Consider the following 26,753-nt stretch of genomic DNA (forward strand, 5'->3'; position numbering starts at 1 on the left):
AAAAAGCATTCTTTGAAATAAATGCCTCTAACAAAACATAACAGAACACAACATCGCTTAAACCGGAGTTTTATTATGAAAAAGATAACGTTGAAAATTGCTTGCTATGAAATTGAAGATATTACTTTAAAACACTCTGTCGATAATCAATTAGCTTATATTCATATACCATGTGATTATGACAAAGAATTTTGCATGCAATTAGATGGATGGGATGAAAACACCAGCATTCCAGCCCAATTGAAAGATCAAAATATTCTGCTTTATCGTCATGCTTATGACAAAGAAAACCACCATTGGATCTTAAAAGTGGCATAAGAGATGCTAAAGCGAAATAAAAAAAGCCAGATAAATCATTTATCTGGCTTAGGGAAATGGCTCATTTTGAGCCGTGCGCTAAAAAGTAAAATGTTGCTTACGGCATAAACAAAAATCGAGAACTCACTCAGACTTTCTCAGACTTTTCTATCTCACAACCTACTGTTAAATATTAGCTAACAATATGTAAAAATCCAGTAAACAACTTAGTAGCACACTATTTTCTACTCAAAAAATCGTTGTTATTTATTTTTATTATTTAAATCAACATGATAAAATAAAAAATTCTTATCTATATTATCAATCAATTGATTAATTGTTCTCACAAAGCGACTTAATCGCGTTCTGTATCACTTCTACTGATTTTTTCTTTTCAGGTGAATGAGGATCTGGTAGCAAAATAACATCAATTAGCTGCGCTTTTACTTTGCCACTTTCCATTTGTTTCATTGCAATTTCATTAAGAGGATACTGCATCAGTGTTGCTGGATTAATCACAAACCAAGCTCCATCAGCACGACAATTAAGCATCACTTCTTCACGTGTAAATGGCCAATCGTCACCAAATTGAAGCTTACTGACCGTTGAAATAGGTGCCGCCGAGAATGCTTGAAAAGTAAAGAGCATTAACATTCCTGCGAATAAGAAACGTTTCATGTAGATATCTCACTTAAGAAATTAGGTTTTTTAAATTATATCGCAATCTATACAGGTGAGTTAATCGCAAAGATGGCTACGGTAAAAATAACCATTGTTCCAAATAATAGTTCAAGCCAACTATTTACTAGCAGCCATTGAAAGTTATTTTTCTTACGAATATGAGGAACTAAGACATAACGATTGATTACAGCTAAACCAAGCATTAACAACACTAAACTAATTTTAAGCCATAACATGCTTTGGTATTCAGATGATAATTGTACTGCCGGCCATCCAGGAATTAACATAATAGCACTGATAATACCGGTAATTGTCACCAATAAAACAGCAAGATGACCAAAAAGTGAAAACTTCTTCATTGTACCAATGATAGGCTTGATCATCCCATCTGCAAGCTCATCTTTATTCCGTAAAAACTGCAAACAAGCGACAAATGGCCATAGACCACCAAACCAATACGCAGCACTAATAAGATGAACACTTTGATTAACTTTATAGAATACGGCTTCTGATCCTGTAAACATGGCACCATGACCAATTGATGCATGTAAGATCAACATAACTGAAGAAATAATTAATAAAGAAAAGTTGCGAATATAGCGTTGGTGTATAAATAAAATAGCCAATGCAACGGTTGCTAATACCAATTGCCATTGCCAAACTTGACCAAATGAAGTATCTAAGATCGCTCGCCATATTATAATTGACCAGGCGTCTTCCCAACCCTCTCCCATAATACCAGATTGCACAATCATCCATAAATAAGTCGTAATAAAGACGATAACTGTGCTAATAGCTAATGCGGGGCGCAAACGAACCTGAATAAGAGGAATGAACTTATCTTTAGCAAGAATGGCAGCCGAGAAGCTCAGTCCGAACATAAACATGACTGCCACGAAATGGGAAAAACGACATAAAATATAAACGTCTTCAGGTGTCATTATTTTACACTAAATTGATAAGAACCTTTTGTCTTGTGCCCATCAACAGAAACAACGTTCCAATTAACTAAATAATCACCTTCTGATAAATCACTTTCTAAAGGCAATAATAATTTCGTATTGTTAACAGGATCTAAACTCAGCTTTCCTACGGTGATTTCTTTACCATCACTATTAGTGACTTTGATTTTACTAAAGGCTAATTCAATACCTTCAGAGAAGTCTAGCGTGATAACTTTAGGCGCTTGCGCTTGTTCAATCGCAGCACCTTCAGCAGGTAACTGTGATTTTAAGTGTGCATGTGCTAATGCTTGTTGGTATGACATACCAAGGAATAAAACAGCAATAGCCGATAATTTACCCCAAGATGTCTTAAGTGTATTTAATGACATAATAACCTCTTAAATTACAGGTGATTTTTTTATTTATGAAAATATTTTATAGCAATTTTACGTCAAGATCTTTGCTTCTTGATATTAGAAATAAAAGGTTGTGAACTAGCACTCAAAATATATGTTATTTAGAGCAGTTTCTGTTTCAAATATCACCCATTTTTACACTTTGAAAAAATATAATACCCATATTGACAGTCTAAACAGTTCAATACATAACCAAATAAAACTAAAAGTAAAATAATCCCCCTGTATAAATAGCATTCAATAAGTATTTTTTTAGGGGCAAGAACAAACAATATAAGTAAGGAAAAAAATAAAAGATAAGAATCGTAAAGAAGGCAATACAAAAGAATAAAAAACGCCCTGCTATTCATTCACAGCAGAGCGTAATAAGTTATTTAGTAATTTAAGCTATCTAAAAGCTTTACTAATAATTAAACATGTGCAGATGCTGATAATGTGTTCAGATCTTTATCTAATAAGAATAAAGCTTTGCCACTATCACCGACCATTGCTAATTTATCTAGGATTGATTTGAATAATTTTTCTTCTTCATGCTGCTCTGCAACATACCATTGTAAGAAGTTAAATGTTGAATAATCCTGAGTTGTCATTGCAACATGTGCTAATTTATTAATCTCAGATGTAATATGTTTTTCATGTTTGTAAGTTTTATCGAACAACTCAGCTAATGATGAAAACTCAGCAGGTGGAGCTTCAATCGCTCCAAGTAAAGGCATTGCACCTGTATCACTTAAGTAATCAAATAAACGGTGCATATGTTCCATTTCTTCACGAGAGTGAGCTTTTAAAAATTTAGCAGCGCCATCAAATCCTTTATCGTCGCACCAAGCACTCATTTGCAAATACAGATTTGCCGAGTAAAACTCTAAATTTAGCTGTTCATTCAATTTATTGATCATATCTTGATGTAACATATTTTACGTCCTTTGCGATGAAAATTAACATTATGGGTATTATGCACGGTTAAAAATAAAAATATAGCGATTTAGGTGTGATTTATTTGTTTTTTTCAATTAATTACCTGTAATAAAAATAAAAACCAATCTCATTTGTAATATGTTTTAAATACTCTTATAAAGCTAAATAACACTTATTATCATTAAGAGTAAACTTGTATTTAACTGTCAAGGTAAATATAGCAACCAATTGAAATATATAAGTATTATTTTTTGGCTTTGATTTTTTATATTTATTGAATTTTTTATAACCCAAGAAATTCAAATTAATATTAAATAAAAATTATATTTTACCCATGAAAAATATAAAAATAAGCTTTGTCATATATCAACAAGTATATATAAAACAATATCTACAACAATCGTTATTAAAAAAATAAAACATTCACCCATTAGCTATTATTATTCTCTATTTTTTATAATTTCTATTTGATATTGCGACACATTTATTTTTTCAGACAGCAATTCTTTTTCATTTTTTTTCATATGAAAAAATACATATCTCTCAAAAAATAAAAATAATTTCAATTTTTGTGCAGTTTTTCGTTTTGACTGATAAGATTAGTAGGTAACTCATATTTGTATGTACAAAAAATTAATATTAAAGCCCTAATCATAATAAAAGGTTAATTAGGAGCCACTATGACAAAAACAGTGTTAGTACCCGTTGATTTTACAGAGCTTGGTTTATTAGACAAGGTTGTGTCTCATCTAAAAGCATTGTCTGTCGCTGACAAATTGAATATTCATTTTTTATCAGTCATCCCAAGTTATGAGTCTTTTGTCGGATTTGCATTCGCAGGACAAGACAGACTAGCAAGTGATAAACAACGGATTGAAATTGCATTATCCACACTAAAAGAAAATTTATCGCACATTGATATTCCAAATAGTACAACTCAATTTTATGTGTCTATAGGTAATCCTCGCGATAAAATTTTAGAAACCGCAAAAAAAATTCAAGCAGAGCTGATTGTCATTGGTTCTCGTAACCCTGGTATGAAAACTTATCTTCTAGGTTCTACCGCATCTTCTGTGGTCAGTTACGCAGAATCATCTGTATTAGTCGTGCGCTAATCGCCCACTTCCATCTTCCATAAGAAATCTGGTATTTCTCATAAGCCAGATTTCTTATTCTTTTCACCATAAAATCAATTCAAAATGGTATTTTATTTTATCGTTATTATCTTTAAGAGTAATGATTAAAAATATATTCTGAAGCAATAAGATAATTATTAAAAAAAACCAAAACACATTCACTTTAATGCTTTTTATATAAACCAATAAATTCATCATCTCATAATAAATTTATATTGTTCATAATGTTAAATTATGTAAAGATACTTTTTCTATTAAAGCTAATTTTAATCAACAGGGTAAAAGGAATTAAAATGAATAAAGAACTTTCTGAAAAATGGCAAGAACGTTTTTCATTTTTTGATAAATATGGTTCACCTAAAACACCAGAATTTAAAGCTGCGTATAAAGAGCTTACCTTTGGTAAACGTATTCTTATTGGAATGAATATCTGGGCATTTTTCTTTGGTTTTATTTATTTTCTTATTTTAGGTTTATGGCGCAAAGCATTAACATTATTTGCTATTAATATTGCTATTTTCACAATTATTGGCTTTTTACCTGTAAATAATGGTGTTATCAATGCGGTGGGTATTGCAGTTAACATTTTATGGGCCATAACAGCCAACTATGCCTATTATTTAAAAGAAACTAAAAATGATCAAAGTTGGAACCCATTTGAAGGTGTTCTGTAATAATAAAGGGGGCAATGCCCCTTTTATTTTCTCTTACTCTTTTTTTATTAAAAACACTATATCCCCTACCTCTTATTTGATAGTAATGTTATCTATTGTTCTATTTAAATATTTTTATCTAATTTACAAAAAATATAAATACAATAATGAAATAACATTAAAAGTTCTTTTTTATCCCAAAAGGATACATTGTTAATGCTATAATTCATTAACGCTAATTTGGGGAAAACGTATGTCTGAACATTTTCAAGGAAAATTTGAAGCTGAACTAAAATATCACCTTCAAAATCCACAAAAATTTATTAATGAGTTAAAAAAAGCAGGTGCCACATTATTTACGCCTGAGAATAAAGAAACAGATTGGTATATGGAACATAAAAATACTGAATTTTCAGCTCCAACTATCAGTTTATGTGTAAGAAAAATGCTTCCCGCAGGAATAAATCTTCTTATCGTTAAAGGCCCTGATTTATCGCAATGTGAAGCTGTTCGTATCGAAGATGCAGGAAAAACAGTCTCCATGTTTACGACTCTTGGCTACCATTGTATTCTCAATTATACAAAATCAAGAGAAATTTATTTTCTAGATAAGTTTCATATTACTATTGATAAGTTAGATAAATTAGGCTCATTTGCTGAATTTGCTATCATGACGGACGACCAAAGTAAACTCCCACTCTATATTGACCAACTAAGGCATTTAGCCGCAAATTTTGGCTTTACAGATAAAGATCTTGAGGAAAATAACTATAAAACACTAATGTTAAATACTCTAAAATTATAAATAAATTTATCCTTTCACATTATCATCCTTTAGGGATCACAATAAGATTAATGTAACTTGGTTTTATGTCATTCTCTAGCATCGCTTTAATATCTTGTTTTTATTTTATGTGAAATTTTCGTACATTATTAGGATCATTATTAATGTGATCCTTATTCACAAATGGAAGGGTTATATACCTTTCGTTTATAGCGATTTAATCTACTTTCTTACTTTTCTACTGCTATCTTTTTGTTTTTATCTCATTTATAACGTTAGCCACTCTTATTTGTTCTATTAAATAAACAAAAAATAATTTAATTTATTGCTGTTTAAATCATTATTACTTTTTTATTTTATAAATAGAAACACTGACACTATTTAAATCTAATTGTTTAAAAATAAATGAGTTAATCACATAAAATTAATAATAGATCAACAAGTTAACCACTATCTCCTAAGGAAATATCTTTTATATCATTTTTATTTTTATCTTTAATTTTTAATATTTAAGAAAAATTAATTAAAAATCAAAGCATTACAAAGAGAGAAAATACATTTGATAAATTTATCAATTAGAACAATAAATAATCATAAAGAATATTTATAAAATGCCGATACTATTTTTTAGTATTTGAAAAAATCAAAAGGATATATGGCATTAAATCAAAGAGTGACCTAAAAACATATTTTTATGTATTTTTTAACTCTTTGTTTATGTCAGTTACAGGAAGTAAAAATAAAACTTAAAAAATCAATAGATTACACGGTTATATTTTTATGAAAAAGGAAATAACATTACATGTTTAAGAACTTAAAACAACGTTATTTGCCAAACGTCTCTTTTAATATGTCACGTTTAAAAACAACCACATTAGTTTGGCTTATTACAGGCTCTTTAATCTTACTTCTTGCTCTAGCTTGTGTTTTATTCCTCTCTTCAGTTAATGATTATAAGAGAAATTTAAACACACTAAATAATATCTATCATGAACAATCACTATTAAATAATACTTGGGAAAATTTACTACAAACACGTAATACTTTAAATAGAGCCAGCTCTCGCCACTTATTAATTATAAATAAAATGGCTACAGCCAATACTGACATCTCTTCATTATTACAACAAACTAAAGAAAAACTTCAGCACGTTGAGAATGGATGGAAAAGTTTCAAGAATTTGCCTCATAACGTTAAAGATCAAAGTTATGTGCAACAATTAGAGCAAAAATATACTGAACTTAATGCAGCACTCATTGAATTTTTAGCCTTCCTAGAACAAGGCAAAACATACGAGTATTTAAATCAACCAACACAAACCTATCAAGACAATTTTGAGCAAGCCTATACTACCTATCATCAACAATTAGAAAACTACTACACAGCTTCATTGGATGAAGGTGAGTTTTTGTACCAGAAAATTATTTATAGCTTAATCGTTATTTCAGTTTTAATAGTTATTTTTTCTTTCTTAGTCCAAGTTGTACTACGAAAAAACTTTATTTCACCTTTAAACGTAATAATGAAAAATATCGAAGATATTAGTAATGGAGAATTAACAACCGACGTCACCACAAAAGGTCTATATGAAATAAATATTCTCACTACCAATATTCAAAAAATGCGAGATCAGATAAAACGGATCGTCAATAATATCAATCACAGCTCAGGCCTTATTAATTCAGAATTAAGTGATATTGCTGTTATGAATAATAATCTTGCTATTCGTGTTGAACAACAATCAGCAGCCGTGCTCGAAACTTCTGCAGGAATACGACAATTAAGTGTTACATCAAAACAGCATGCAGAAAATACACAAACATCATGTGAACTAGTCACAAAAACAGATACGATGATCCACCAAAGCAATGAAATGCTCGCTAACGTTGTTGAAAATATGCATGAGGTTGTCACGTTTTCCGAGCAAATTAATGATATTACTTCTACGATCGACAATATCGCCTTTCAAACAAACCTATTGGCTTTAAATGCTGCCGTAGAAGCGGCAAGAGTGGGTGAACACGGAAAAGGTTTTGCTGTTGTTGCTAAAGAAGTAAGAGAATTATCCATTAGCTGTAATTTAGCATCAAAAGAGATAAAGATACTTGTCGCTAATTCAAGTAAAAAAATAAATCAGTGCTTTCAACTAGCTGCTGACGCTAACGACAATATGGTAGATATTTCTAAGCACACTGAAAATATTAATGAAATGATCCACGATATTTCTATTTCTACAAATGAACAAAGTAATGGTATTGCTCAAATTGAAGATGCAATTAATCAATTAGATCAAACCACACAAGCTAACGCAACAATGACCCGAGAATTAGTCAGTTCATTAGATTCATTGCAAACACAGTCAGATAGACTGAAGCAAGAACTGACTGTTTTTCATCAGTAAGTGCTAAGTCAACCCACATCATAAAAGCTATCTTAATCTTAGGATAGCTTTCTTATTACTTATTTAACCCAACATTAAAAATGGCTAAATTCAGGGATCTCTTTTTTACCGTGTGATTTTAGAAAATCTAACACTCTTCTTGGGGTTACATTTAATATGCGCTCTTGTGGAAAGTCTATTTGAGCTAATACTTTTAATACTCGATCAAATTTTCCCAACGAAGAAGCTATGTGTGAGTCAGAGCCTAATGCAATTAATCCTCCCGCATCACGTACTGCTTTCGCAATTTCTATACAGTTTTTCTCACTTCCTACTCTAGAATGAATAAATGATGAATTATTCATTTCTAAAGCAACGTTGTAAGTGGCAGCGGCTTTTGCAACTTCAGCAATTTCTATTGGATATTTTGGATTTCCAGGATGCGTAATCATTTGAACACAACCACTTGCTATTGTTGCAATTAATGCATTTGTATTATCAACTAGCCCTAATGAACCCATGACAGGATCGTGAAAACCAGCAAGCACAATATCTAATTTCTTGCTCATTTTCTCACTACAATCTGTTTCACCTTTAATATTTTTAATATTCGCTTCTATACCGTAAAGAATACCCACACCATCAATAATACGAGGGATCACCGGTAAGTTAGAAAAATGCCATTCATGAGGAGCATCATCCATATCTGGGCCATGATCAGTAATTGCAAATAATTGAATTCCCTGTTTTTTAGCTTGTTGGAAATATTCACTAACTGTACTGTAAGCATGTGTACTAGCAATAGTATGAGCATGTAAATCAACGGGATACATAAACAACTCCTTCCTAAAAACACCTTATGAATATCAATAAGATAGTTTTTCTTAACTATAAGATCTACCTAAAATTAATTATCAATTCCAGTAAAGTATGTAATAACCAACAAACAAGATACTATCTACTTCATTCTTTCTCACATTAGAAAGAAATGAAGATAAATTTTGATAAATATGCTTTAATCTTTAACATACTATTTAATATCAAATAGATAAATTTCACTTTAGTACTATACACAAGAATTTTGAAAGCACATTATATTATGTAATTTCGTTTTAAATCCGACTTTCAACTATATAAAAGGTTATTTATGTTCAACTATCCAGCAATCGCTCATTTTGATGAAGAAAGTGAAACTTACGAAATTACCTACCGTGATTTTGATAATATACACGCTGTTGCTTATACAGAAGATGATATTGAACTAGAAGCCTCTGATATTTTACATGTAGGTCTTGAAGAATTTATTGCGAGTAAATTGCCTATTCCTGCTCCATCTAAAGCGCAATCTGGTGATTTTATTGTCTACTTACCTCTTATCAGCTGTTTAAAAATTGCATTACATAATGCGATGTTAGAAACAAAAACAAAAAAATCCGATCTTGCAAGAAAAATGAATTTAACGAGCGCACAAATAGAACGTTTACTTGAAATTAATCAAACCTCAAAAGTAGATAGCTTGGAGCAAGCACTTTATTTATTAGGTTATGCTATTTCAATCAGCGTTAACAAAGATATTAAACAATAGTAATTAAAAATAAAAATGGCTCTAAATCGATTAGAGCCATTCGTGCTAGATTATTTCACAACAAGTATGCAGGATATTAAAGCCTTTTACTTGCCAAAAACTCTGCATGGTTTGTATAAATAGCAACAATATCTTCACCACGCCCCACTAACCCAGCAACCTGATTTACCATATCTAGATGATCTTCGGCGTAATCATCTTTAACCAATTTACCTAACCGCATACTTGTACGACCTACCAAACCATCATTTTCACGCTCAGTAAAGAATGCATTTAATATTCGCATTGCTGCATGAGTAGGATCCAGTAAATTGCCTTTTTCACCAACAATCGAACCTTGGATATAACTACCAAATGAATAATAGTAGACGCCATTTACAACTTCTTTCCCTTCACCACCACGAACGGCAGGTAATCCTTGTGGGTACTTTTTATTAAACTCAGTTACATTTTCAGTTGTTAATGCTTCCAATGCGGCAACGGCATCTTGTGGGTTACTGCGATTACCTGAAAAGGTAGAGATTATAGTACCAATGGCTTTCATTACTGCATCAGCAATATATTCTGGCACGCTATCCTTACGCACAATACGTCGTACCAAATCTGCAATCTCTGACCCATGGTTTACACCATTAATAGAAGTAACAGAAGCAATACTCTTTGCATGTTTTGCAGCAACATAACGGCAAGCTAATGGACCTTGGCTATGGCCAATTAAATTTACTTTTTTTGCTTTCGTTTCTTTGAGAACTTTTTGCACAAATTCCCAAAGTTGTTCACCACGAACTTCATTTGCGTTAAATGCCGAAAGAGATGCAGTGAAAACTTTATGGCCATTCTTTTCTAAGGCATCCGCAATACCATAAAAATAAGGATAACCGACGACATCATCAAAACCAGATAAACCATGAACTAAAACAATTGGATATGTAGTTGACATATTTTCCATTCCTTGGGCTTAAATTAATTTATTTAATTTGCTAAACATCCTATTAGCAATTTCTAGAACAATATTCAGAGTACAAAATTTAAAACATAATATTTGAAGTGCAAGATTATAGTAAATATCGATTTTTAATGCCTTAATTGTTTTAAGTATTATTAGTATAATCTCTATTTTACGGTTGTAACGCACTATTTTAATTTATTATTTATTATTTATTATTTATTAGTAGCCACTTTAATTAAAAACTAAATCATTTTGAAACTATAAAGAATATTTTCTCTTAAAATGGCTATAAATATAAAAGAGTAACAATTATGGTAATACTTCTTCAGGACGCAAAGTGAGTACTTCATACCCTGTTGCTGTTACTAAAATAGTATGTTCTGATTGAGCAGATAATTTTTTATCTCTTGTCACAACTGTCCAACCATCTTTTTTGGTTTTTATTTTAGCACCGCCTTGATTTATCATTGGCTCAATAGTAAAAGTCATACCTTCTTTTAATTCAACACCTTGTCCTTTAATACCATAATGTAGTACTTGTGGTGCTTCATGCATCTCTCTTCCTATTCCATGCCCACAGTATTCTCTCACTACACTATATCCATGACTCTGCGCAAAACTTTGAATAGCATGACCAATATCGCCTAATGTCGCACCTGGTTTTACTTCCTTAATACCTTCCCACATTGCTTGATACGTTATTTTTGCTAATTTGCGCGCAATAGGGGATGCATCTGGCATAATATACATTTTACTAGAGTCAGCAATAAATCCATTTTTTTCTAGTGTAATATCAACATTAACAATATCTTTGCTTTTAAGGCGTTCATCTGCTTTTGGCACACCATGGCAAACAACTTCATTGATAGATGTATTTAGCACATACTCATAACCATATTGACCTTTACTTGCTGGTCTCGATTGGAGTTCATTGACAATAAAATCATCAACTTTATCGTTAATCTCTAGTGTAGAAACACCAGGTACAATAAAATCATCAAGCATTGTAAAAACTTTTGCCAATAAACGTCCTGACTCACGCATTAATTCAATTTCGTCAGCTGTTTTAATCGTTATTTTTTCCACTCTTCTTCCCTCTTTATTCTACTTCTTGCTTGATGGCTTCTTTTTCTAGCATTTCATTGATAATCATTGGAAACGTTTTATCTGGATTTAATTCTGCTTGAATGCCAATTTTTATCCAAAACTCGGCTTGAGCATTAACAGAGCGTGACATCACATTACTTGCTTTTCGCAAGTACTCATGTAACTCATCAGAAATTTTTACAATACCCACACCAATCCTTATATACAGATCATAATAAAACATATGCGTTCTATAATAAAATCAAATTCTTCTTCTTTCAATTGCTATTCGATACCATCATAGGCATAAAATGCCTAAATTAAGAAAAAAGGAGAAACAGGAAAAAATAGAACCCAAAATGATAATATTGTCTTTTTTATTTCCATATAATTAATTATCTATGCTCATAAGTTCATAATATTTGACTTCAAACTATCGGTTCTTATCAAAATAAAAGTTACTTAAAATTTATATTAGCATTTAATGCTAGCACACTTTTTCTAATTCCCTTTTTAAGTATACTTAATCTCTAACAACTCCATCTTAACGCCTTCTATACATCATCACCATTCTCTTAATTAATTATATAAACTTATAGGAGTTATCATGCCTGTAAAATCACATCGTATTATATTAACTGGAGGCCCCGGCTCTGGAAAAACCACACTAATAAATGAACTTGAAAATAGAGGTTATCTTTGTTCTTTAGAAGCAGGAAGAGCCATCATTCAAGACCAAATTGTAATTGAAGGAAATGCATTACCATGGGAAGATCCGAACGCTTTTGCACAAGCAATGTTAATTTGGGAGTTACGGTCATGGCATGAAGCAAACAACAATAAAAGGCTTTATTTCTATGATAGAGGCCTCCCAGATATTGCAGGGTATTTACTACTATGTGGTTTAGCTATCCCAAAACACCTTAATAAGGCAATTAACTTATTTCGTTATTCCACAAATGTGTTTATAGCACCACCATGGGCCGAAATTTATACTCAAGATCAAGAAAGAAAACAAACAAAAAAAGAAGCAGAAGAAACCTATTTAGCTATGATAGCTGTTTATAAAAGATATAATTATAATTTAATAGAGCTACCTAAAATAGGTATAACTGATAGAGCTAATTTTATTATTAATAAAATATAATTTATCTCGATGTACTTTGGAAAGGTGAATTTTGACATAGTACATAACTAATTAATCATTTTTAGATCCTAGGTAGTAAAAAGGCTACATCAGTAGCCTTTTCTTTATAAATAAATTGTGTAATTTATATGATTTCTTAATCAAGAATAAATTATTTTTACTACTTACTCTTCTTTTGGTGGATTTTTGAGGATCTGATGAATTTTTTCTTTCAGTTTCAATTTTTGTTTTTTTAGCTCAACAACTTCTTCACCATAACCTCTTCTATCTTTATGCTCTAATCTAACAATTCTATGGTCAAGTTCGTTATGTTGTTCAAATAGAGCACGAAAATCAGGATCAGTCTGACGAAGTTTTGAAATTAAATCACGATATTCTGGAAACATAAAAAGTTACCTTCCTTATTAATTGTGAATTAAATACTCTTATAATATTTACTCAAACTGATTAGGCTGTCATTGGCTTTATGTTAAAAATAAGACCAACATCAATTAATATTTTTATTTTTTGAAATAACTCATTATTCTTATATTTTACATTTTTAAACATAGTTATAAAATTCAACGCATAAAAGCACATAAAAAATATAAATATAACTAAGCTAAAAATTATAACATAATGAAAAACACGTGTTTATTTATCTCTTCAAGCCAAACATCATCATATCCGTCTCTATTAATAATAAAATGATATCCCTCTGTTAAATAAAGATAATTTATTACTTCAAGTAGCCATTTTTCCAGATATTCCTCACAATAGGAAAATCAACTTATCGTTATCTACTAAGTATTGCCAAAAGAGAACATAGAGCCATCTATTCACATAGCAAAAAAATAAAAATAAGTAAATCCACGTAACATCATATGCCCACAGGGAATGAAAAAACATCAATTTGCCTTAAAACTAGACAAGATAAAGCATAAAAACACTTTTTTACTAAAAAAAGCATTTATTGTTAATTTATAAAATGAAAATTCACTACATTTATATTGATCTCTAATAGTTTTTTATACCCATCTATTCGAGTCACTAAGCCCAATGCCGCCACATTGGGCTTTTTTATTAGCAATGTTTATTAATATCATGCCTCATTATAACTAGCTTATATCTCTTTCACTTTACTCTAATACTTTTTTAAACAATTAAATCATTTGATTTTATGTAGCTTAATCAATATCAACTACTGCATTAAGCAATTTTTTGATTTCATTTATATATCTTACTCTCTCTTTTTTAAGATATAAGAATATAATAAATAACTGACAGTAACAGTACAACTTTCGTCATCTAAATAACAATATTTAGATAGTAATCCTACAAAAATAAAAACAGATAAAACGATAAACTCCAGCAACAAAAACCATAAAATAGCAATGCCGACTCAATTCCCTCTTGTCGGCATTAGTAATTATTTATTAGATAAAATATCTTGCTCTTGTAATTTAGAAAGAGCTAATTCTTTCATCCAATCTGCAAGTAATGGTACTGTTTTTATTGAATCCAATAAAGCACGTTCTTTTTTTGTTAAACGAATAACAATAACTTCTGTTTTCATTGTAGACATAATATTTCCCCATTTGTAAAAAAGAAAATATTGACACAAAATAGTAACAGAACGGTCTGACTTACACGGTTTTACAAAATGATCATTTAACGATGACTAGCAATACATTATGTGTGGTATTTATTTAACTTGGCTTAATCATTCTATTTTTTATGTAAACGCTTTATTTAAGATTGCTCATCTTCATAATGAGATCCATACAAATATAAATAAAGGTAAAAAAGTTAAAAGAAATTGCTAATATGCTGAAAAATATTACGTTAAGTCGTTGCGTGACCAGCAAATATGATCTATGACGATAGAATGGAAACACCAACGAAACCAGCACCAACATCAAATCACACTAGATATTTAATCAATGTCCGCAACCAATCTGCTCCGGAAGCAGAAAGTCCTTTCTCGTAAGAAAAAAGGAAGTCTCAACAGGCCTAAAGCTCTGAAGGTTGCTAAACTCACAAGACTATGTGTTATAGATTATAAATCTCAGCCACTGTATCAAATATATTTAATTCGTTATATTTTAATCAAAAACATTATTAATGATTGAAGTCACTATTGCTGTGCTTAATGCAATTAACACCAAATCATTTCCGACAATACGCCATTCATAGCCAGGATAGTAAGGCAATTGGTTAAGCATTTTTTCAGGAACCATTTTCTTCGCAATACCAGGCGGCAATGGTTTTCCTCTTACTAAATTTTTAGCAATACCAGGTGGTAACGATGAGTATCCAGTAAATCCACCATTTAGCGCAATTGCTCTAGCCTCATTATAAGATAACGAAATTGAGAAAGATGTTTCATTATCAAAGTGGTTATTTTGTGATTTATTATGCCATTTATTTGGTTTTTCTCCTTGATATCCTTTATTTTGACCTCTTCCGTGCCCATTATTTGGATCAGCATAAGAAGAGACTGATATCACCGACAATCCTATAATTATCAATAACAAGTTACTTATTCTAGAAAGAATTCTCATATCTATGACCTCAAAAATTAATTTTTACAGAGTATCCTTCAAGCTACACAACTACCATAAGTAATACTCCTAGAAAAAAAATAATTGACAATATAATGGGTGTTGATTCCGTAGTCAGCGCAGACAAAAAAGTCTCACTAAATAACTTATTATAATAAGTAATTGATTTAATTAAACTTGATTGCTCTACACTACCAGAACTTTTAAGCGATATATTCTGCTGTTAGATTATTCCAAGCATGTTGAATGAGTAATAAACTGATTCACAACACTTAAGATAAAATATATTGATATTTTTATATTACAAAAAATCTTTATTACGATATAGCTATTGAGTTTTTATTTTATTTTGTTTATTAATAATGTCATTAACGCCGTAGAGTTATAGGTTCTAAGTTATTTATTTAGTTAACAGTTTTGCCAAGCTCAAATTGCAACGTAAATTTCTCTTGAGAATACAATAAAGGCCACCAAAGTGACCTTTATAAAAATGCCAAATAATTTTCACCAAAACTCGTGATTATTAGCTAGCTTTGCAACCACTTAATACTGGTTTATCTTTTCCTTCAACTAAATCGGCATTATCACCTTTAGTATAAAGCTTATAGGTGTAATTTTTATTTATTGCCTCATAGTTTGCTCCTGAAGCCATTTTCATAATCTTCATTGGTATCATTTCGTTCATTTGATTAATAATTGCATAGCTATCCTTTTCCGTATTTATATAAATAACTTCCATTGTTTGATTGTTTTCACATGTATAAGATACTTTCGTTATATCATCTGCATTATCTGCCATAGCAAAACCTGCAGATAAAAAGCTAACCGTAAAAGCAATACTTTTTAATAATAGTTTCATATAATCTCCTAATACTATTTGACACACACTTCTAATACATCACTAACTAATTCCTTATAGTTAATCGAATCCTATATTATTTTCTATGAGATTTATCTAATTATAAAAAGGTAACATTGACTTATTGAATAATAAGGAGCTTATTTTAATCTTTTCTTAATTTATTATTAGAGATATAAACATGATTAGGTAAGCATTCAAAACATTAGCTTTCGAAATGAAAGTTAGCTCTGAATTAAGGCATATTGTACAAAATCACAAAAAACTAGGAGTTCCTCAAAAATATTATGACAAATATAATTTTTTAAGAAAAAGCGAAGTTCGCCTAATAAATAGAGTAAAAAGCCATTCTCACTTAAAGATTTGTAACATTTTATCTATACCCAATATAATGAGCTTTGAACACATAAAAAACTTCCGTTAAGAGGCCTTTATTAATTTAACAAGGACAGTAGTTAGCTTTTCAAATTCAGCTTTTTCATTGTGAATATCGATGTTACGTTTCGGGGTAGCGACTCAAATATTATCTATATCATAAACCGCTCTACCTTGACTAATAAATTTATTTCAAATAAGTGTATCAATACAGTACAATAAAGTAATTTCTATATAGGGCGCTCATATGAAACAACAAATTAAGCCTGAGTCAAATAATATGGCCCAACCATATTGGCCTACCTTGAAACTCATATTGAGTTCTTTTATTGTTTTTAATTTCTACTTAAATTTAGCTGATAAAAACAAGATCTTACTTCTTATTGATATTTTTAACTTAACACTAATTCCTATGTTTGTATTTATAGTTGCATTTGTAACGAAAAATATCACGTGGAAGTCTTTAAAGCTTAGTTTACTTTCATCTATTATCATTTACTTAACATTTCAAACAGTTGATGCAATCCCACTATACTTCTCAGGCGAATTAAGTTTAAATACTTATATCTTTGAACCTCAAAATGGAGTATGGTTTTTTTTAGCTACACCTGTTTGGCAAACTTTTTTTTTATTATTACCAAAAAAATTAAAATCTAATAAATTAATATTATTTTCTATTTTGATAGCATCATTGGTGCTTTCTTATTTAGCCAAAAATTATTTAATTAATTCATCCCAATTCTTCTCTATTATTATATATTTCCCATTCTTTATAATGGCTTATTTTATTAATAATGAAAATATATCCTCATTAAGAAAAAAACCTTTTTTGATAATTGTAATCACTACAACTTTAGCTATAGCTACACTCTATCATGAGGACAGTATCAATAGCGTAATTATAAACTTTACTAAAACTGATTTTTTATCATCTTTTTTTGTTATGTATATTTTAAAGTTCTTGATAAGTGTTGTTTTAGGTTCCAGTATAATTTATTTCGCTTTATCAACTGATAAATATGCTAGAGTATCAAACAATGCTTTAGGTGTTTATTTAATCCATCCTATTATTTGTTTTATTTTCTTACAAATATTAACTTATTTCCATGTGGAATATACTTTTTTAGTCATAATATTACTAACACTATCAACGATTAGCCTCTCTCTTTTATTAGCTTTTAACTCAACTATTCACTGGTTTATTGAGCCTAAATTAAACTTTAACAAGTCGCCACATTAAAACTGCTTAAAAATCATAAGTAACGGTCTTAGCAGCAATTGCCTCTCCATATCTTTAATGATTAAATCGGTAACTTCTGTGCAAACCATAAAAGACTTGGTGTTTTTCAAAAGCATTATGACAGATATGATTTTTTAAGAAAAAATGGGGATCACTTAATGTGTGGAGTGAAACACTTTTGTTACTAGAAGATGAGCAACACTTTATCTACATTCTTGAACTCTAAAATATGCTTAACATCTTCTTTTGTAGTGTTTTCTACATTAAAAATTTGTTTAACAAATGATAAAAATTCAGCTTCCGTATAATCACTAATATTTTGCTTTTGACTCATTATTATTTCTCTCTATGAATATCAATGAGCCGCTTAGGATTGCTCAGAACCTGCATAAAGTCACCGTTTACGGACACTGCAATAGCTTTTTAAGCCCGAGCATGTTAACGCCATCCCGATAACAAATCCCCATTCATATTACGAATAGACACCTTCAAGTCATAATTAAATACTACCAAATTAGATAGTATTTAAATTCAGCTATATACCTTTTGTTAAAATATTATGATCCTGCTACTATCAAATCCATATGATGTTGCAAAATTAATATATTCATTCAACAAATTTGATGGCATGGTCGGTGTACGTGATAAAATCCATAAATAATCTTTATCTGGCCCTACAACCAAAGAATATTGATAATACTTATCCAATTTGATGATATTATATCCACCATAGAATGGACCAAAAAATGATACTTTTAATGCACCTTTATTAGATGAATCAACAAAATAAGCCTTACCGATACTTTCTTTCCAGCGATGTTTATTTTGACTCCAACCTCGATTAATAACCTTAACACCACCATCATTTCGTAATGAATAATTTGCGGTAACTTTCGTTAAGCCTTTTTCAAAACGATTATCTATTCTAGCGACCTCATACCACAGCCCAAGATAACGTGATAGATCAAAATTATTAACAGGCTCAATGTCACTCGGAGGAATAACATTACATCCAGTAAGAATCAATGAGCTTAAAAAAGTGACAAAAGAACGTATCATATTTTCCTCCTATCAATAAGTTTATTATAATCCATAACGTAATCTTAAGGATTGGGGATAAGGATGAAAATATCTCTGTTTACTCAAATAATTATCAGGATACTCTGATAGATAATAATTAATTAATGTTAAAGGTGCTAATAAAGGCTGTATTCCTTGACGATATTCTAAAATTAATTGACTTAATGTTTGTCGCTGATTTGGTGTTAAATAACGCTTAAAATACCCCTGTACATGCATAAGAACATTAGTATGATTACGTCGTGTTGCTTGGTGCTGTAATAATGTCATAAATCTATTTCGATATTCATCAAAAAAAGCTTCCAATGAATGCCATTCTTTATTATTAGCAACAAAGCGACCTAACTCTCTATAAAGAGGTTGTGAATGAGCCAATAAGAGCAATTTATATCTTGTATGGAAATCGATTAAAGACTGACGAGTAAATGCGTTCATTCTCAATTCATTCAACTCATCCAGTGCAAATACACGTATAACAAAATTTTCTCTTATATGAGGATCATTCAATCGTCCATCTTCTTCTACTGGTAACCAAGGCATCTTTTTTTTCAGATTTTCTGTAAAAATACCCGTCCCTGCCTTCCGATTACCATTACCAATAGGATCGTATACACGAACACGCTCTAATCCACAACTTGGTGATTTTGCACAAACAATATACCCACTAAACTGATTAAATTTCTCTAAATACTCAACAGAATACCGATTCATCTTTTCAGTTAAATCACCTTCACTCCCGTTACTAAATTTTAATGCAATTTCTCCTGAATTTGATTTAACTAATCTTAGTGCGGGTCTTGGTGTAGGTAAACCAATAGCCATCTCAGGACAAGCCGATTGATATTCAAAATAATTAGATAATTCATCTACGGCAAGATGAAAGCACTTATGACCACCATCAAATCTAACATTATTGCCTAATAAACAAGTGCTAATCCCTACAATAATTTTTTTACTAACAAATTTATTTTTGTGAATATCTGTAACAGAGTTAAGCATTCTTACTACCTCATATGAAACATTCATATAATCTGATTATAGTAGATCATAACTGTATTCATATTAGTAAGATTAGATATCAGTGAATTAAAAATTAATTCTTATCGAAAAAAAATGAAACCTATTAATTTATTCCGTCAGTATTGTGGTACGAAAATATAAAAAGAGATAACCGCATTAGATATCGCTGAAATAATCGATTCTGTCAAAGTATTAGGATATTCAAAAATGGCGCACTATTTATCAGCAAGCTAAAAATCCCCCTCCTTACCTGCAATGTGGCATGTTATTGGCCTTAACCACAGGTCAACGGATCGGTGATGATGGATTATTAGAAAAGGTATCTAGCTATGAGAGACGATAAAACAAACCCGAAGGCTTAAGTAGTTCTCCTGATGTTCGCTGTGTCGTTAGTCGGTATGGTCTGCCTGGGAGGTGCCATATTGTAAAATGCGAAAATGACGGAGAGGACTTTATTGAAGGTGAGTGTGTTAAGATTGATTAACTTACTGATTTTTTCTAGATCGTCATTTGGAACAAAAAAGCCTTCGTTAAGAGGCTTTTAAAACGATACGAATAAATATTATATACGTTTGTTCATTACCACTTATCACGATAATCAAAAGCTACCTGATAATCGTATTTATTTAGTTCAATTTTATGTTTGATATATTTCTGTAGGTAAGGAACCCATGCGGAAATAACATCGAAGCTACCTGCATTTATGATATTTTCTGTCGGATTAACAGTCTGTTCAATAACCGTGTCGTCATCTCCCAGATCGACCGAATATTTTAGTTATAGGAGCAGACACACAGCTCTTGTGTAAAGTGATTAGGGTATGATGAGTACTGTGGTCTGCGTATTAGGAAAGGATAATGCAAGTTATAAAATATACTATTATTCAATTAGTTATCTTTTGTTGGTCCCATGCAACGACTATTATGACAACTAGCGAACCCTGCTATCGCTTTATTTGAATATACTCGAGTAAATTTGGGATGAGTCCAAACATTAGGTTGAACATATAACCTAAAGCTTTTACCTGTTGTGTAGTAATAATGTGCTTGCTGAAAAAAGTGCTCATAAGAAGAAGCCCAATCTGACTTATTAGATACAGCACAGGCGATAAATTGACCACCATGATTCATGGCCTTAACACAAAAATACCGACCATCTTCAATTTTGCCCGAATTAAAATCCGTTAACGTAACATTAGAATAATATTCAATATTATGACTTAATGTATCTGTGGCAAATGCCGCTGGTGTTAAGAATAAAAAGGCAAAAAACAGGCTACGCATTAACATATCATTCCTTAAGAAAATAAAGATAAAAGACCTCTAATCCAGAATAATATTTCTTATTATTTTTTATTCTTCGCTATGAACAAAGCTACAGTACCTTGTACATGTATAGAGATGTCATGAAATAAAGAGGAAAGCATTTCTTCCAAAGAGCCTACCGAATCAGAATAATTACAAAAAATACCTTTTTTGTTATAAATAGACATTAATTTTTTACCAAAGAAATTATGTTTAACTCCCTGCCCTAAAATCGTTGCGCCATATAAAACCCCTTTTTCTGTCAGTAAATAGCTTATATTTTCTATTGCTTTTTTCTTATCATCCATTGTTCCTGGTAAGCAATGTAGTAAATAAAACAAGGAGATAGAATTATAAGATCCATTTAATTTATTAGAAAAAGGCTGAAAAACATCATGCTGGAGGCAATTTATTAATTTATCATCAGATAAATACTTTTTAGTATGTTCCAGACTGTGCAAATTAAGATCAGTTAATGAGATTTCTTTTATATAACTTATTGATTTTTTCAAATAAAATCCCGTTCCAACACCAATATCCATATGGCGATCACCGAGATGATTTTTAAAATGTGGAATTAAATATTTATTCGTATCACACTGCCATGCATAGCTATTAGAAATATTAAGCACCCACCAATCATATAGCTTCAATGACACTGGTGTATATACTTTAACTCCATCATGTGTACTTAATGTCATACAATACCTATCATAAAATGACTATTTTATTTTTTATTTATTGTATGAATAGTTGAAAATACCGAATAATAAATCAGGAAATATCTTTAAAATATTATCTACTAACTAAATCACTTTCTTTATTTCCCTTCATTATAAAAATCTTTCATTACTAGAGACTATCAATAATAACAATGACATATGATTTATTATTCTATTTTTCAAGTAAATCTCAGTAACAATCAGTAACCATCACTTACCCTTATGGTCTAAATATGATTAAGTAATAATACTATTAACTAACTTATTCTGGTGATAGTTATGTCTTGCAAACACAAAATTCCTCTTGGAATAAATGTGCTAGATGCTACTCGAACACGAATTGAATGGTTGTTTGATACTTTTGAACAAATCTCTCTCTCCTTTTCTGGAGGTAAAGATTCTACTGTTCTGTTTCATCTTGTTGCTGCAGAAGCAAAAAAGCGGCATCGAAAACTCAATGTCATGTTTCTTGACTGGGAAGTGCAATATTCCGCTACCATTAACCATGTTGCAAAAATGAAATTTTTGTATGAAGACTGTACGGAGCGATTTTACTGGATAGCATTACCTATAACGACGGAAAGCGGTATCTCACAATATGAACCGACTTGGACAGCTTGGGAACCAGGAAAAAAATGGGTAAGGCAACCGCCAGAAGACGCAATAATTGATCCAGACTTTTTCCCTTTTTATCATCCAAATATGATTTTTGAAGACTTCACACCTGCATTTAATCAGTGGATCACGGGAAATCATCGTAGTTCAGTTATTTTATTAGGGATCAGAGCCGATGAATCATTAAATCGCTTTATTGCTATCAATAACAACCAAAAACTACGTTATGCCGATGATATCCCATGGACAACGGCATCACCCGAAGGTTTTTATTATATGGCCTATCCTATTTATGACTGGCATGTAAAAGATATTTGGACATACATTTCACGTTTTAACCTACCCTATAATTCTATTTATGATCTAATGCACCAAGCTGGGGTTAGTTTAAGTCAAATGCGTATTTGTGAGCCATTTGGCCCTGAACAACGTAAAGGGCTATGGTTATACCATGTTTTAGAACCTGAGACGTGGAGTCTCGCCTGTGAACGAGTGAGTGGTGCTGATGCAGGTATGTTATACACTCACCCTCATAATAAATCAGGTTTTTTTGGGCAACGTAAAATTAGTAAACCAGCCCATCATACATGGAAATCTTACGCCCACTTTTTACTAGCGAGCTTACCGGAACAAACAGCCGAACATTACCGAAATAAAATCGCAGTTTACCTTCATTGGTATGTTGAGCGAGATTACCCAAATGGTATACCCGATGAACAAGATGGTGATACTAGCAGTAAACAAATCCCGTCTTGGCGACGGATCTGTAAAACTATTTTACGTAATGATTTTTGGTGTAGAACATTAGCATTTAGTCCTACTAAATCACACTGTTATGACCGATATTGCAAACGGATACAGGAAAAACGTAAAAATTGGCAGTTGATTTAACAAGAGGTAAATATGACTATTGAAACAGTGTTTTCTTCGCTAAAAGATTATCTACTAAAACTAAATGATGAGCAAAAAATCGAAGCTATCAATAAAATCAAACTATTTGTTCATCAAATTAGTCCATTCAAAAATGAACCTATAGACTGTGTTCTTTGGATAAAGCAAAATCAAGTCATAGCAAATGACTACAATCCTAATGTCATGTCTCCTACAGAAAAGAGATTACTCAAAACCTCATTGATAAAAGACGGTTATACTCAACCCGTTGTTGTAGTATCTGCACCACAAAATAAAACTAAACAATTGCAATGGCAAATCGTTGATGGCTATCATCGTTATTTATTAAGTAAAGAAAACGCCTTAAAAAAACGAATTAATAATTATTTACCAGTCACCATCCTTGATGTTAAAAACAACACAATGTCAGATCAAATAGCAACAACTATTCGTCATAATCGAGCAAGAGGACAACATCAAGTCGCAGCTATGTCAGATATAGTTAGAGATCTATCCCGATTAGGATGGAGCGATAAACGGATTGGTGATGAACTAGGTATGTCACAAGATGAAGTATTACGCTTAAAACAAATCTGTGGGTTAGCTGAATTATTTTCAAAGCGCCTTTTCTCAGAGGCTTGGACAGTAAAATAAGAAATAATTATTTTCTATCTATAAAACTAATCAACTCAAGTTTGAATTAATCCAATTTAAAGCCCTGACAAAAACAATTAAGGCTACACATTATGTGTAGCCTTAATCTTATTCACATTATCTAACTCAATTAGCTTTTATCTTTATTTTCTATCGCTATTGTTTGCCGTTTTTCTTCTTCAGGTAACTCATACTCAATAGCGATGGTCAGAAGCCCACTTGATAAATCGGCTTTTTCTATTTTAACATTTTTACCGAGGTCAAACTGCAACGTAAATTGTCCTTGAGATATGCCCCGGTGGATCCATTTATCATTGTCTTCTTCTGATTTTTCTTCTTTTTTCCCTTCAATCAATAAACGGCTTCCTTTCAATGAAACTGATAAGTCATCTTCTTGATATCCAGGCACACTCACTGTCAGTTCATAATGGTTATCATCAATCTGTTTCAGGTTATAAGTCTGAATTGGTGATGCAATGGGCTTACTGCCTGTTAACTGACTAAACAGGCGATCTATCTGATCAAAACGGTTTGAAAGTAAGTTGTCAGATAATGTTGGGAATAATGAAAAAGGTTTAATGTTAGGCATATAACTCCTCCTTCAGTATTTCGTGAATTATGGGCGGTATCTTATTTACCCAAAATATAAATATGAACTAATAAACATTTTTCAAGCCCTAAAACCTAAATTTTTTATCTTTAATTAATATGGGATTGCAGATAGCAAAAACCCCGCCGAAGCGAGGTTTTATATATTCAACTATTTAATGCTTAACTCATTTGAGCTGTCATCACACTTTTGCAAAAGATACATTTTGCGCCGTGTGGATTGTTCACTGTGACATCAAATTGTGATGTTCTATATTGTGAACCGCAACAACTTGGGCATTTAAAATAGAGGCGAATAGTAATAGCGCCTTTAGAGAGCCACCACGTTGCCTGCTGCGGGGCCTTTCATACCATTTTCCATGGTGAATGAAACTTGTTGGCCTTCAGCTAATGTTTTGAAGCTATCACTTTGGATTGCAGAGAAATGTACGAAGACATCTTTGCTACCATCAGCTGGAGTAATAAAACCAAAACCTTTACCTTCATCGAACCATTTTACTGTACCAGTCATTGTATTAGACATAGAATTTCCTTTAATTTATTTAATTTGCCATAAGGCATATGTGGTTTGTTTTGTATTTTTACTTATGGGAATTAATTAGAAGGAATTCACAATGAAGAGGTATCGAGGATAACGCTAAACGGGAACAACTTTAAACTTACTAACATAAATAGGTCTGTACTTCCAAACCAGTGACGCTATTAAGCCATAGAAAAATTCAGATAGCAAACTTTATTTTTAGCGGTAAATCACCTGTGTGTACTATCAAAAATAAAAGCTTAATAAAAAAGACCGCCTAGGCGATCTTTAAGAGATTTATAACAGATTAAGGCTGAACTTTCTTATCTACTCAGCATCTTTTTCTTTAGTTAAACAATAACGCAAATTTTGTCTAATCGCTTCAATTGACCAGATCCAAAAAGCGGTTCCGACAAACTCAGAAACTAATGCTTGATAACCTGCTGTCCAAAGCCAGCTAGATAGCCCTAATAATGGTACAACTAAACCATGAGCAAAAACAGAAACACCAATACCAAAACAAATACCGTGTAATAATTTAACCTTTGGTAAGTATTCAGCAATAACACAATATATCACAGCGATAACTATTGAGAATAATATATGAACACCATTACCGCCCCAATTAATACTATATCCCATCCAATGATAAGTCATAGTATCTATATTTAATCCTAGCTTTTCTAATAAGACAACTGGAGGAGGTGTCGTTTCAAGTGTTCTCGGTGGAATTAGGTCTTCAAAACCAGACTTTACTAAAGCTGAAAAGATACCCGCTATAATACCTACGTATATTGCTATACCAATATGCCTAGAACTTTTTTTCGTTAATTTAAACAAATCAATCATTATATATACTCGCTCTATAAATTGAATATTATGAGTATAGTAGAGATAAGAATACCTGTTTATTATTTTAATTATTAGTTAAACACTACAGATTTATTCTTATAGCATAACAATAAATTTCATCTTAAATATAAACAAATAATCAATGAAAACAAAAAACTCTCAACAAATTTTTTGATTAATAATCATATATCTAAAAATAAAACCCTGCAAAAAGCCAAGCTAATAAGCTAATTGACCTTGATGCCACTCTTATCTCAACCTCATTATTTTTACGTACGTAAAGTTTTTATATGATTTTTTCCACATATCAAACCATCTCTAATGGAACATTTGGCATCTTTAACATATCTTCTATTATTCCTTCTGCCTTTTGTAATTTTTTACCTATATGCCCATCAGAGCAATTGTGCTTGTTAGTAAGTTGCATAAATGTCATTCCGAATAAATAGTAATCAAGCAATAGGTCATGCATATCACTATTCTTTTTATTTAA

At 31.2% G+C, this 26,753-nt stretch carries 32 protein-coding genes and 3 pseudogenes; 11 read left to right on the forward strand and 24 right to left on the reverse strand.

The window, feature by feature from the left end; genetic code table 11:
• Window positions 1-75: 75 nt before the first annotated feature.
• Window positions 76-318 carry a DUF1480 family protein gene (locus tag GWI59_RS02070; RefSeq protein ID WP_006537154.1) on the forward strand — a complete coding sequence of 81 codons (243 nt, stop codon included), beginning with the start codon at window positions 76-78 and terminating at the stop codon, window positions 316-318.
• A gap of 312 nt (window positions 319-630) precedes the next feature.
• Here the strand turns inward: GWI59_RS02070 and GWI59_RS02075 are convergent, their stop codons facing one another.
• From GWI59_RS02075 to ftnA, 4 genes are all read right to left on the reverse strand, one after another.
• Entirely contained in the window at window positions 631-975 is a 345-nt protein-coding gene (locus GWI59_RS02075; RefSeq protein WP_072062600.1) for a YebY family protein, read from the reverse strand.
• 47 nt (window positions 976-1,022) lie between these two features.
• Window positions 1,023-1,919: a copper homeostasis membrane protein CopD gene (gene copD, locus GWI59_RS02080; protein ID WP_072062601.1), complete on the reverse strand. Its 897-nt coding sequence runs from the start codon at window positions 1,917-1,919 to the stop codon at window positions 1,023-1,025.
• On the reverse strand, window positions 1,919-2,311 hold the full coding sequence (gene copC, locus GWI59_RS02085) for a copper homeostasis periplasmic binding protein CopC (RefSeq protein ID WP_006537158.1): 393 nt from the start codon (window positions 2,309-2,311) through the stop codon (window positions 1,919-1,921). The genes copD and copC overlap by 1 nt, the downstream gene beginning before the upstream one ends.
• A 437-nt stretch (window positions 2,312-2,748) precedes the next feature.
• On the reverse strand, window positions 2,749-3,252 hold the full coding sequence (gene ftnA, locus GWI59_RS02090; RefSeq protein ID WP_006537159.1) for a non-heme ferritin: 504 nt from the start codon (window positions 3,250-3,252) through the stop codon (window positions 2,749-2,751).
• A gap of 684 nt (window positions 3,253-3,936) precedes the next feature.
• Here ftnA and GWI59_RS02095 point away from each other — a divergent pair.
• The 4 genes from GWI59_RS02095 to GWI59_RS02110 all read left to right on the forward strand — a co-directional run bounded on the left by GWI59_RS02095 (window position 3,937) and on the right by GWI59_RS02110 (window position 8,230).
• Window positions 3,937-4,371, forward strand: coding sequence for a universal stress protein (locus tag GWI59_RS02095; RefSeq protein WP_072062602.1), 435 nt, complete (start codon window positions 3,937-3,939; stop codon window positions 4,369-4,371).
• 314 nt (window positions 4,372-4,685) lie between these two features.
• On the forward strand, window positions 4,686-5,066 hold the full coding sequence (locus GWI59_RS02100) for a DUF2628 domain-containing protein (RefSeq protein ID WP_109400285.1): 381 nt from the start codon (window positions 4,686-4,688) through the stop codon (window positions 5,064-5,066).
• Between the two features lie 232 nt (window positions 5,067-5,298).
• Window positions 5,299-5,850, forward strand: a complete 552-nt coding sequence (locus tag GWI59_RS02105; protein WP_109847635.1) for a class IV adenylate cyclase — start codon at window positions 5,299-5,301, stop codon at window positions 5,848-5,850.
• Window positions 5,851-6,631: 781 nt separating this feature from the next.
• Entirely contained in the window at window positions 6,632-8,230 is a 1,599-nt protein-coding gene (locus GWI59_RS02110) for a methyl-accepting chemotaxis protein (protein WP_115065303.1), read from the forward strand.
• 74 nt (window positions 8,231-8,304) lie between these two features.
• Here the strand turns inward: GWI59_RS02110 and GWI59_RS02115 are convergent, their stop codons facing one another.
• Window positions 8,305-9,042 (reverse strand): phosphatase, encoded by a 738-nt coding sequence (locus GWI59_RS02115; protein WP_161723877.1) that lies wholly within the window; start codon window positions 9,040-9,042, stop codon window positions 8,305-8,307.
• 314 nt (window positions 9,043-9,356) lie between these two features.
• On the opposite strand from GWI59_RS02115, the gene GWI59_RS02120 reads away from it, so the two are divergent.
• Window positions 9,357-9,794: a hypothetical protein gene (locus tag GWI59_RS02120; protein WP_109400288.1), complete on the forward strand. Its 438-nt coding sequence runs from the start codon at window positions 9,357-9,359 to the stop codon at window positions 9,792-9,794.
• Between the two features lie 76 nt (window positions 9,795-9,870).
• Here GWI59_RS02120 and GWI59_RS02125 read toward each other — a convergent pair whose 3' ends face one another.
• From GWI59_RS02125 to GWI59_RS02135, 3 genes are all read right to left on the reverse strand, one after another.
• Entirely contained in the window at window positions 9,871-10,734 is an 864-nt protein-coding gene (locus GWI59_RS02125) for a lipase family alpha/beta hydrolase (protein WP_109400289.1), read from the reverse strand.
• Between the two features lie 318 nt (window positions 10,735-11,052).
• Window positions 11,053-11,829 carry a type I methionyl aminopeptidase gene (gene map, locus GWI59_RS02130; RefSeq protein WP_109400290.1) on the reverse strand — a complete coding sequence of 259 codons (777 nt, stop codon included), beginning with the start codon at window positions 11,827-11,829 and terminating at the stop codon, window positions 11,053-11,055.
• Between the two features lie 13 nt (window positions 11,830-11,842).
• A complete protein-coding gene (locus tag GWI59_RS02135) occupies window positions 11,843-12,040 on the reverse strand; it encodes a ParD-like family protein (protein WP_036913277.1) in 198 nt (65 codons plus the stop codon).
• A 396-nt stretch (window positions 12,041-12,436) separates the two neighbouring features.
• On the opposite strand from GWI59_RS02135, the gene GWI59_RS02140 reads away from it, so the two are divergent.
• Window positions 12,437-12,976, forward strand: coding sequence for an AAA family ATPase (locus tag GWI59_RS02140; protein WP_161707056.1), 540 nt, complete (start codon window positions 12,437-12,439; stop codon window positions 12,974-12,976).
• Window positions 12,977-13,140: 164 nt separating this feature from the next.
• Here GWI59_RS02140 and GWI59_RS02145 read toward each other — a convergent pair whose 3' ends face one another.
• The 5 genes from GWI59_RS02145 to GWI59_RS02155 all read right to left on the reverse strand — a co-directional run bounded on the left by GWI59_RS02145 (window position 13,141) and on the right by GWI59_RS02155 (window position 16,378).
• Window positions 13,141-13,362 (reverse strand): DUF465 domain-containing protein, encoded by a 222-nt coding sequence (locus tag GWI59_RS02145; protein ID WP_072062611.1) that lies wholly within the window; start codon window positions 13,360-13,362, stop codon window positions 13,141-13,143.
• Window positions 13,363-13,584: 222 nt separating this feature from the next.
• Window positions 13,585-13,719, reverse strand: coding sequence for an immunity protein Imm33 domain-containing protein (locus GWI59_RS17650; RefSeq protein WP_420902342.1), 135 nt, complete (start codon window positions 13,717-13,719; stop codon window positions 13,585-13,587).
• A gap of 665 nt (window positions 13,720-14,384) precedes the next feature.
• Complete coding sequence (locus GWI59_RS17365) at window positions 14,385-14,540, reverse strand: hypothetical protein (protein WP_006537179.1); 156 nt, start codon at window positions 14,538-14,540, stop codon at window positions 14,385-14,387.
• Window positions 14,541-15,060: 520 nt separating this feature from the next.
• On the reverse strand, window positions 15,061-15,519 hold the full coding sequence (locus GWI59_RS02150; RefSeq protein WP_161723880.1) for an anti-virulence regulator CigR family protein: 459 nt from the start codon (window positions 15,517-15,519) through the stop codon (window positions 15,061-15,063).
• A gap of 523 nt (window positions 15,520-16,042) precedes the next feature.
• Window positions 16,043-16,378, reverse strand: a complete 336-nt coding sequence (locus GWI59_RS02155; RefSeq protein ID WP_161723882.1) for a c-type lysozyme inhibitor — start codon at window positions 16,376-16,378, stop codon at window positions 16,043-16,045.
• A gap of 622 nt (window positions 16,379-17,000) precedes the next feature.
• Here GWI59_RS02155 and GWI59_RS02160 point away from each other — a divergent pair.
• On the forward strand, window positions 17,001-17,993 hold the full coding sequence (locus tag GWI59_RS02160; RefSeq protein WP_174704108.1) for an acetyltransferase: 993 nt from the start codon (window positions 17,001-17,003) through the stop codon (window positions 17,991-17,993).
• Window positions 17,994-18,177: 184 nt separating this feature from the next.
• Here GWI59_RS02160 and GWI59_RS02165 read toward each other — a convergent pair whose 3' ends face one another.
• From GWI59_RS02165 to GWI59_RS02175, 3 genes are all read right to left on the reverse strand, one after another.
• Window positions 18,178-18,327: a bacteriocin immunity protein gene (locus GWI59_RS02165; RefSeq protein ID WP_006537186.1), complete on the reverse strand. Its 150-nt coding sequence runs from the start codon at window positions 18,325-18,327 to the stop codon at window positions 18,178-18,180.
• Window positions 18,328-18,542: 215 nt separating this feature from the next.
• Window positions 18,543-19,052 carry a lipocalin family protein gene (locus tag GWI59_RS02170; protein WP_161671587.1) on the reverse strand — a complete coding sequence of 170 codons (510 nt, stop codon included), beginning with the start codon at window positions 19,050-19,052 and terminating at the stop codon, window positions 18,543-18,545.
• Window positions 19,053-19,076: 24 nt separating this feature from the next.
• Entirely contained in the window at window positions 19,077-20,072 is a 996-nt protein-coding gene (locus GWI59_RS02175) for a YbgA family protein (RefSeq protein ID WP_161723884.1), read from the reverse strand.
• A 69-nt stretch (window positions 20,073-20,141) separates the two neighbouring features.
• Here GWI59_RS02175 and GWI59_RS17490 point away from each other — a divergent pair.
• Window positions 20,142-20,394: pseudogene (locus GWI59_RS17490) on the forward strand (integrase); the annotation flags it as partial.
• A 278-nt stretch (window positions 20,395-20,672) separates the two neighbouring features.
• Here GWI59_RS17490 and GWI59_RS02185 read toward each other — a convergent pair.
• The 3 genes and pseudogenes from GWI59_RS02185 to GWI59_RS02195 all read right to left on the reverse strand — a co-directional run.
• A pseudogene (locus GWI59_RS02185) lies at window positions 20,673-20,855 on the reverse strand (colicin E3-like toxin immunity protein); the annotation flags it as partial.
• A gap of 125 nt (window positions 20,856-20,980) precedes the next feature.
• Window positions 20,981-21,376, reverse strand: coding sequence for a subtilase family AB5 toxin binding subunit (locus tag GWI59_RS02190; protein WP_147280389.1), 396 nt, complete (start codon window positions 21,374-21,376; stop codon window positions 20,981-20,983).
• Window positions 21,377-21,438: 62 nt separating this feature from the next.
• The gene (locus GWI59_RS02195) at window positions 21,439-22,098 is read right to left on the reverse strand and encodes a class I SAM-dependent methyltransferase (protein WP_161723886.1); all 660 of its coding nucleotides are present in this window, start codon (window positions 22,096-22,098) and stop codon (window positions 21,439-21,441) included.
• Window positions 22,099-22,398: 300 nt separating this feature from the next.
• Here GWI59_RS02195 and GWI59_RS02200 point away from each other — a divergent pair, with 300 nt between their 5' ends.
• Together GWI59_RS02200 and GWI59_RS02205 are read left to right on the forward strand one after the other, a co-directional pair.
• A complete protein-coding gene (locus GWI59_RS02200) occupies window positions 22,399-23,625 on the forward strand; it encodes a phosphoadenosine phosphosulfate reductase (RefSeq protein ID WP_109847642.1) in 1,227 nt (408 codons plus the stop codon).
• 12 nt (window positions 23,626-23,637) lie between these two features.
• Window positions 23,638-24,279 (forward strand): IbrB-like domain-containing protein, encoded by a 642-nt coding sequence (locus GWI59_RS02205; protein WP_006537193.1) that lies wholly within the window; start codon window positions 23,638-23,640, stop codon window positions 24,277-24,279.
• Window positions 24,280-24,409: 130 nt separating this feature from the next.
• On the opposite strand, the gene GWI59_RS02210 is transcribed toward GWI59_RS02205, so the two are convergent.
• From GWI59_RS02210 to GWI59_RS02225, 5 genes and pseudogenes are all read right to left on the reverse strand, one after another.
• Window positions 24,410-24,868 carry an Hsp20 family protein gene (locus tag GWI59_RS02210; protein WP_161723888.1) on the reverse strand — a complete coding sequence of 153 codons (459 nt, stop codon included), beginning with the start codon at window positions 24,866-24,868 and terminating at the stop codon, window positions 24,410-24,412.
• Between the two features lie 182 nt (window positions 24,869-25,050).
• Window positions 25,051-25,191 (reverse strand): cold shock small protein YmcF, encoded by a 141-nt coding sequence (ymcF, locus tag GWI59_RS17495; protein ID WP_374189502.1) that lies wholly within the window; start codon window positions 25,189-25,191, stop codon window positions 25,051-25,053.
• A 7-nt stretch (window positions 25,192-25,198) separates the two neighbouring features.
• Window positions 25,199-25,411 carry a transcription antiterminator/RNA stability regulator CspE gene (cspE, locus tag GWI59_RS02215; protein ID WP_004244726.1) on the reverse strand — a complete coding sequence of 71 codons (213 nt, stop codon included), beginning with the start codon at window positions 25,409-25,411 and terminating at the stop codon, window positions 25,199-25,201.
• A gap of 324 nt (window positions 25,412-25,735) precedes the next feature.
• Window positions 25,736-26,257, reverse strand: a complete 522-nt coding sequence (locus GWI59_RS02220; RefSeq protein WP_072062621.1) for a YagU family protein — start codon at window positions 26,255-26,257, stop codon at window positions 25,736-25,738.
• Window positions 26,258-26,567: 310 nt separating this feature from the next.
• Window positions 26,568-26,753, reverse strand: a pseudogene (locus tag GWI59_RS02225) (antiterminator Q family protein); the annotation flags it as partial.

It is taken from the genome of Proteus sp. G2673 (assembly GCF_009915125.1).
GTDB classification, from domain to species: Bacteria; Pseudomonadota; Gammaproteobacteria; order Enterobacterales; family Enterobacteriaceae; genus Proteus; species Proteus penneri.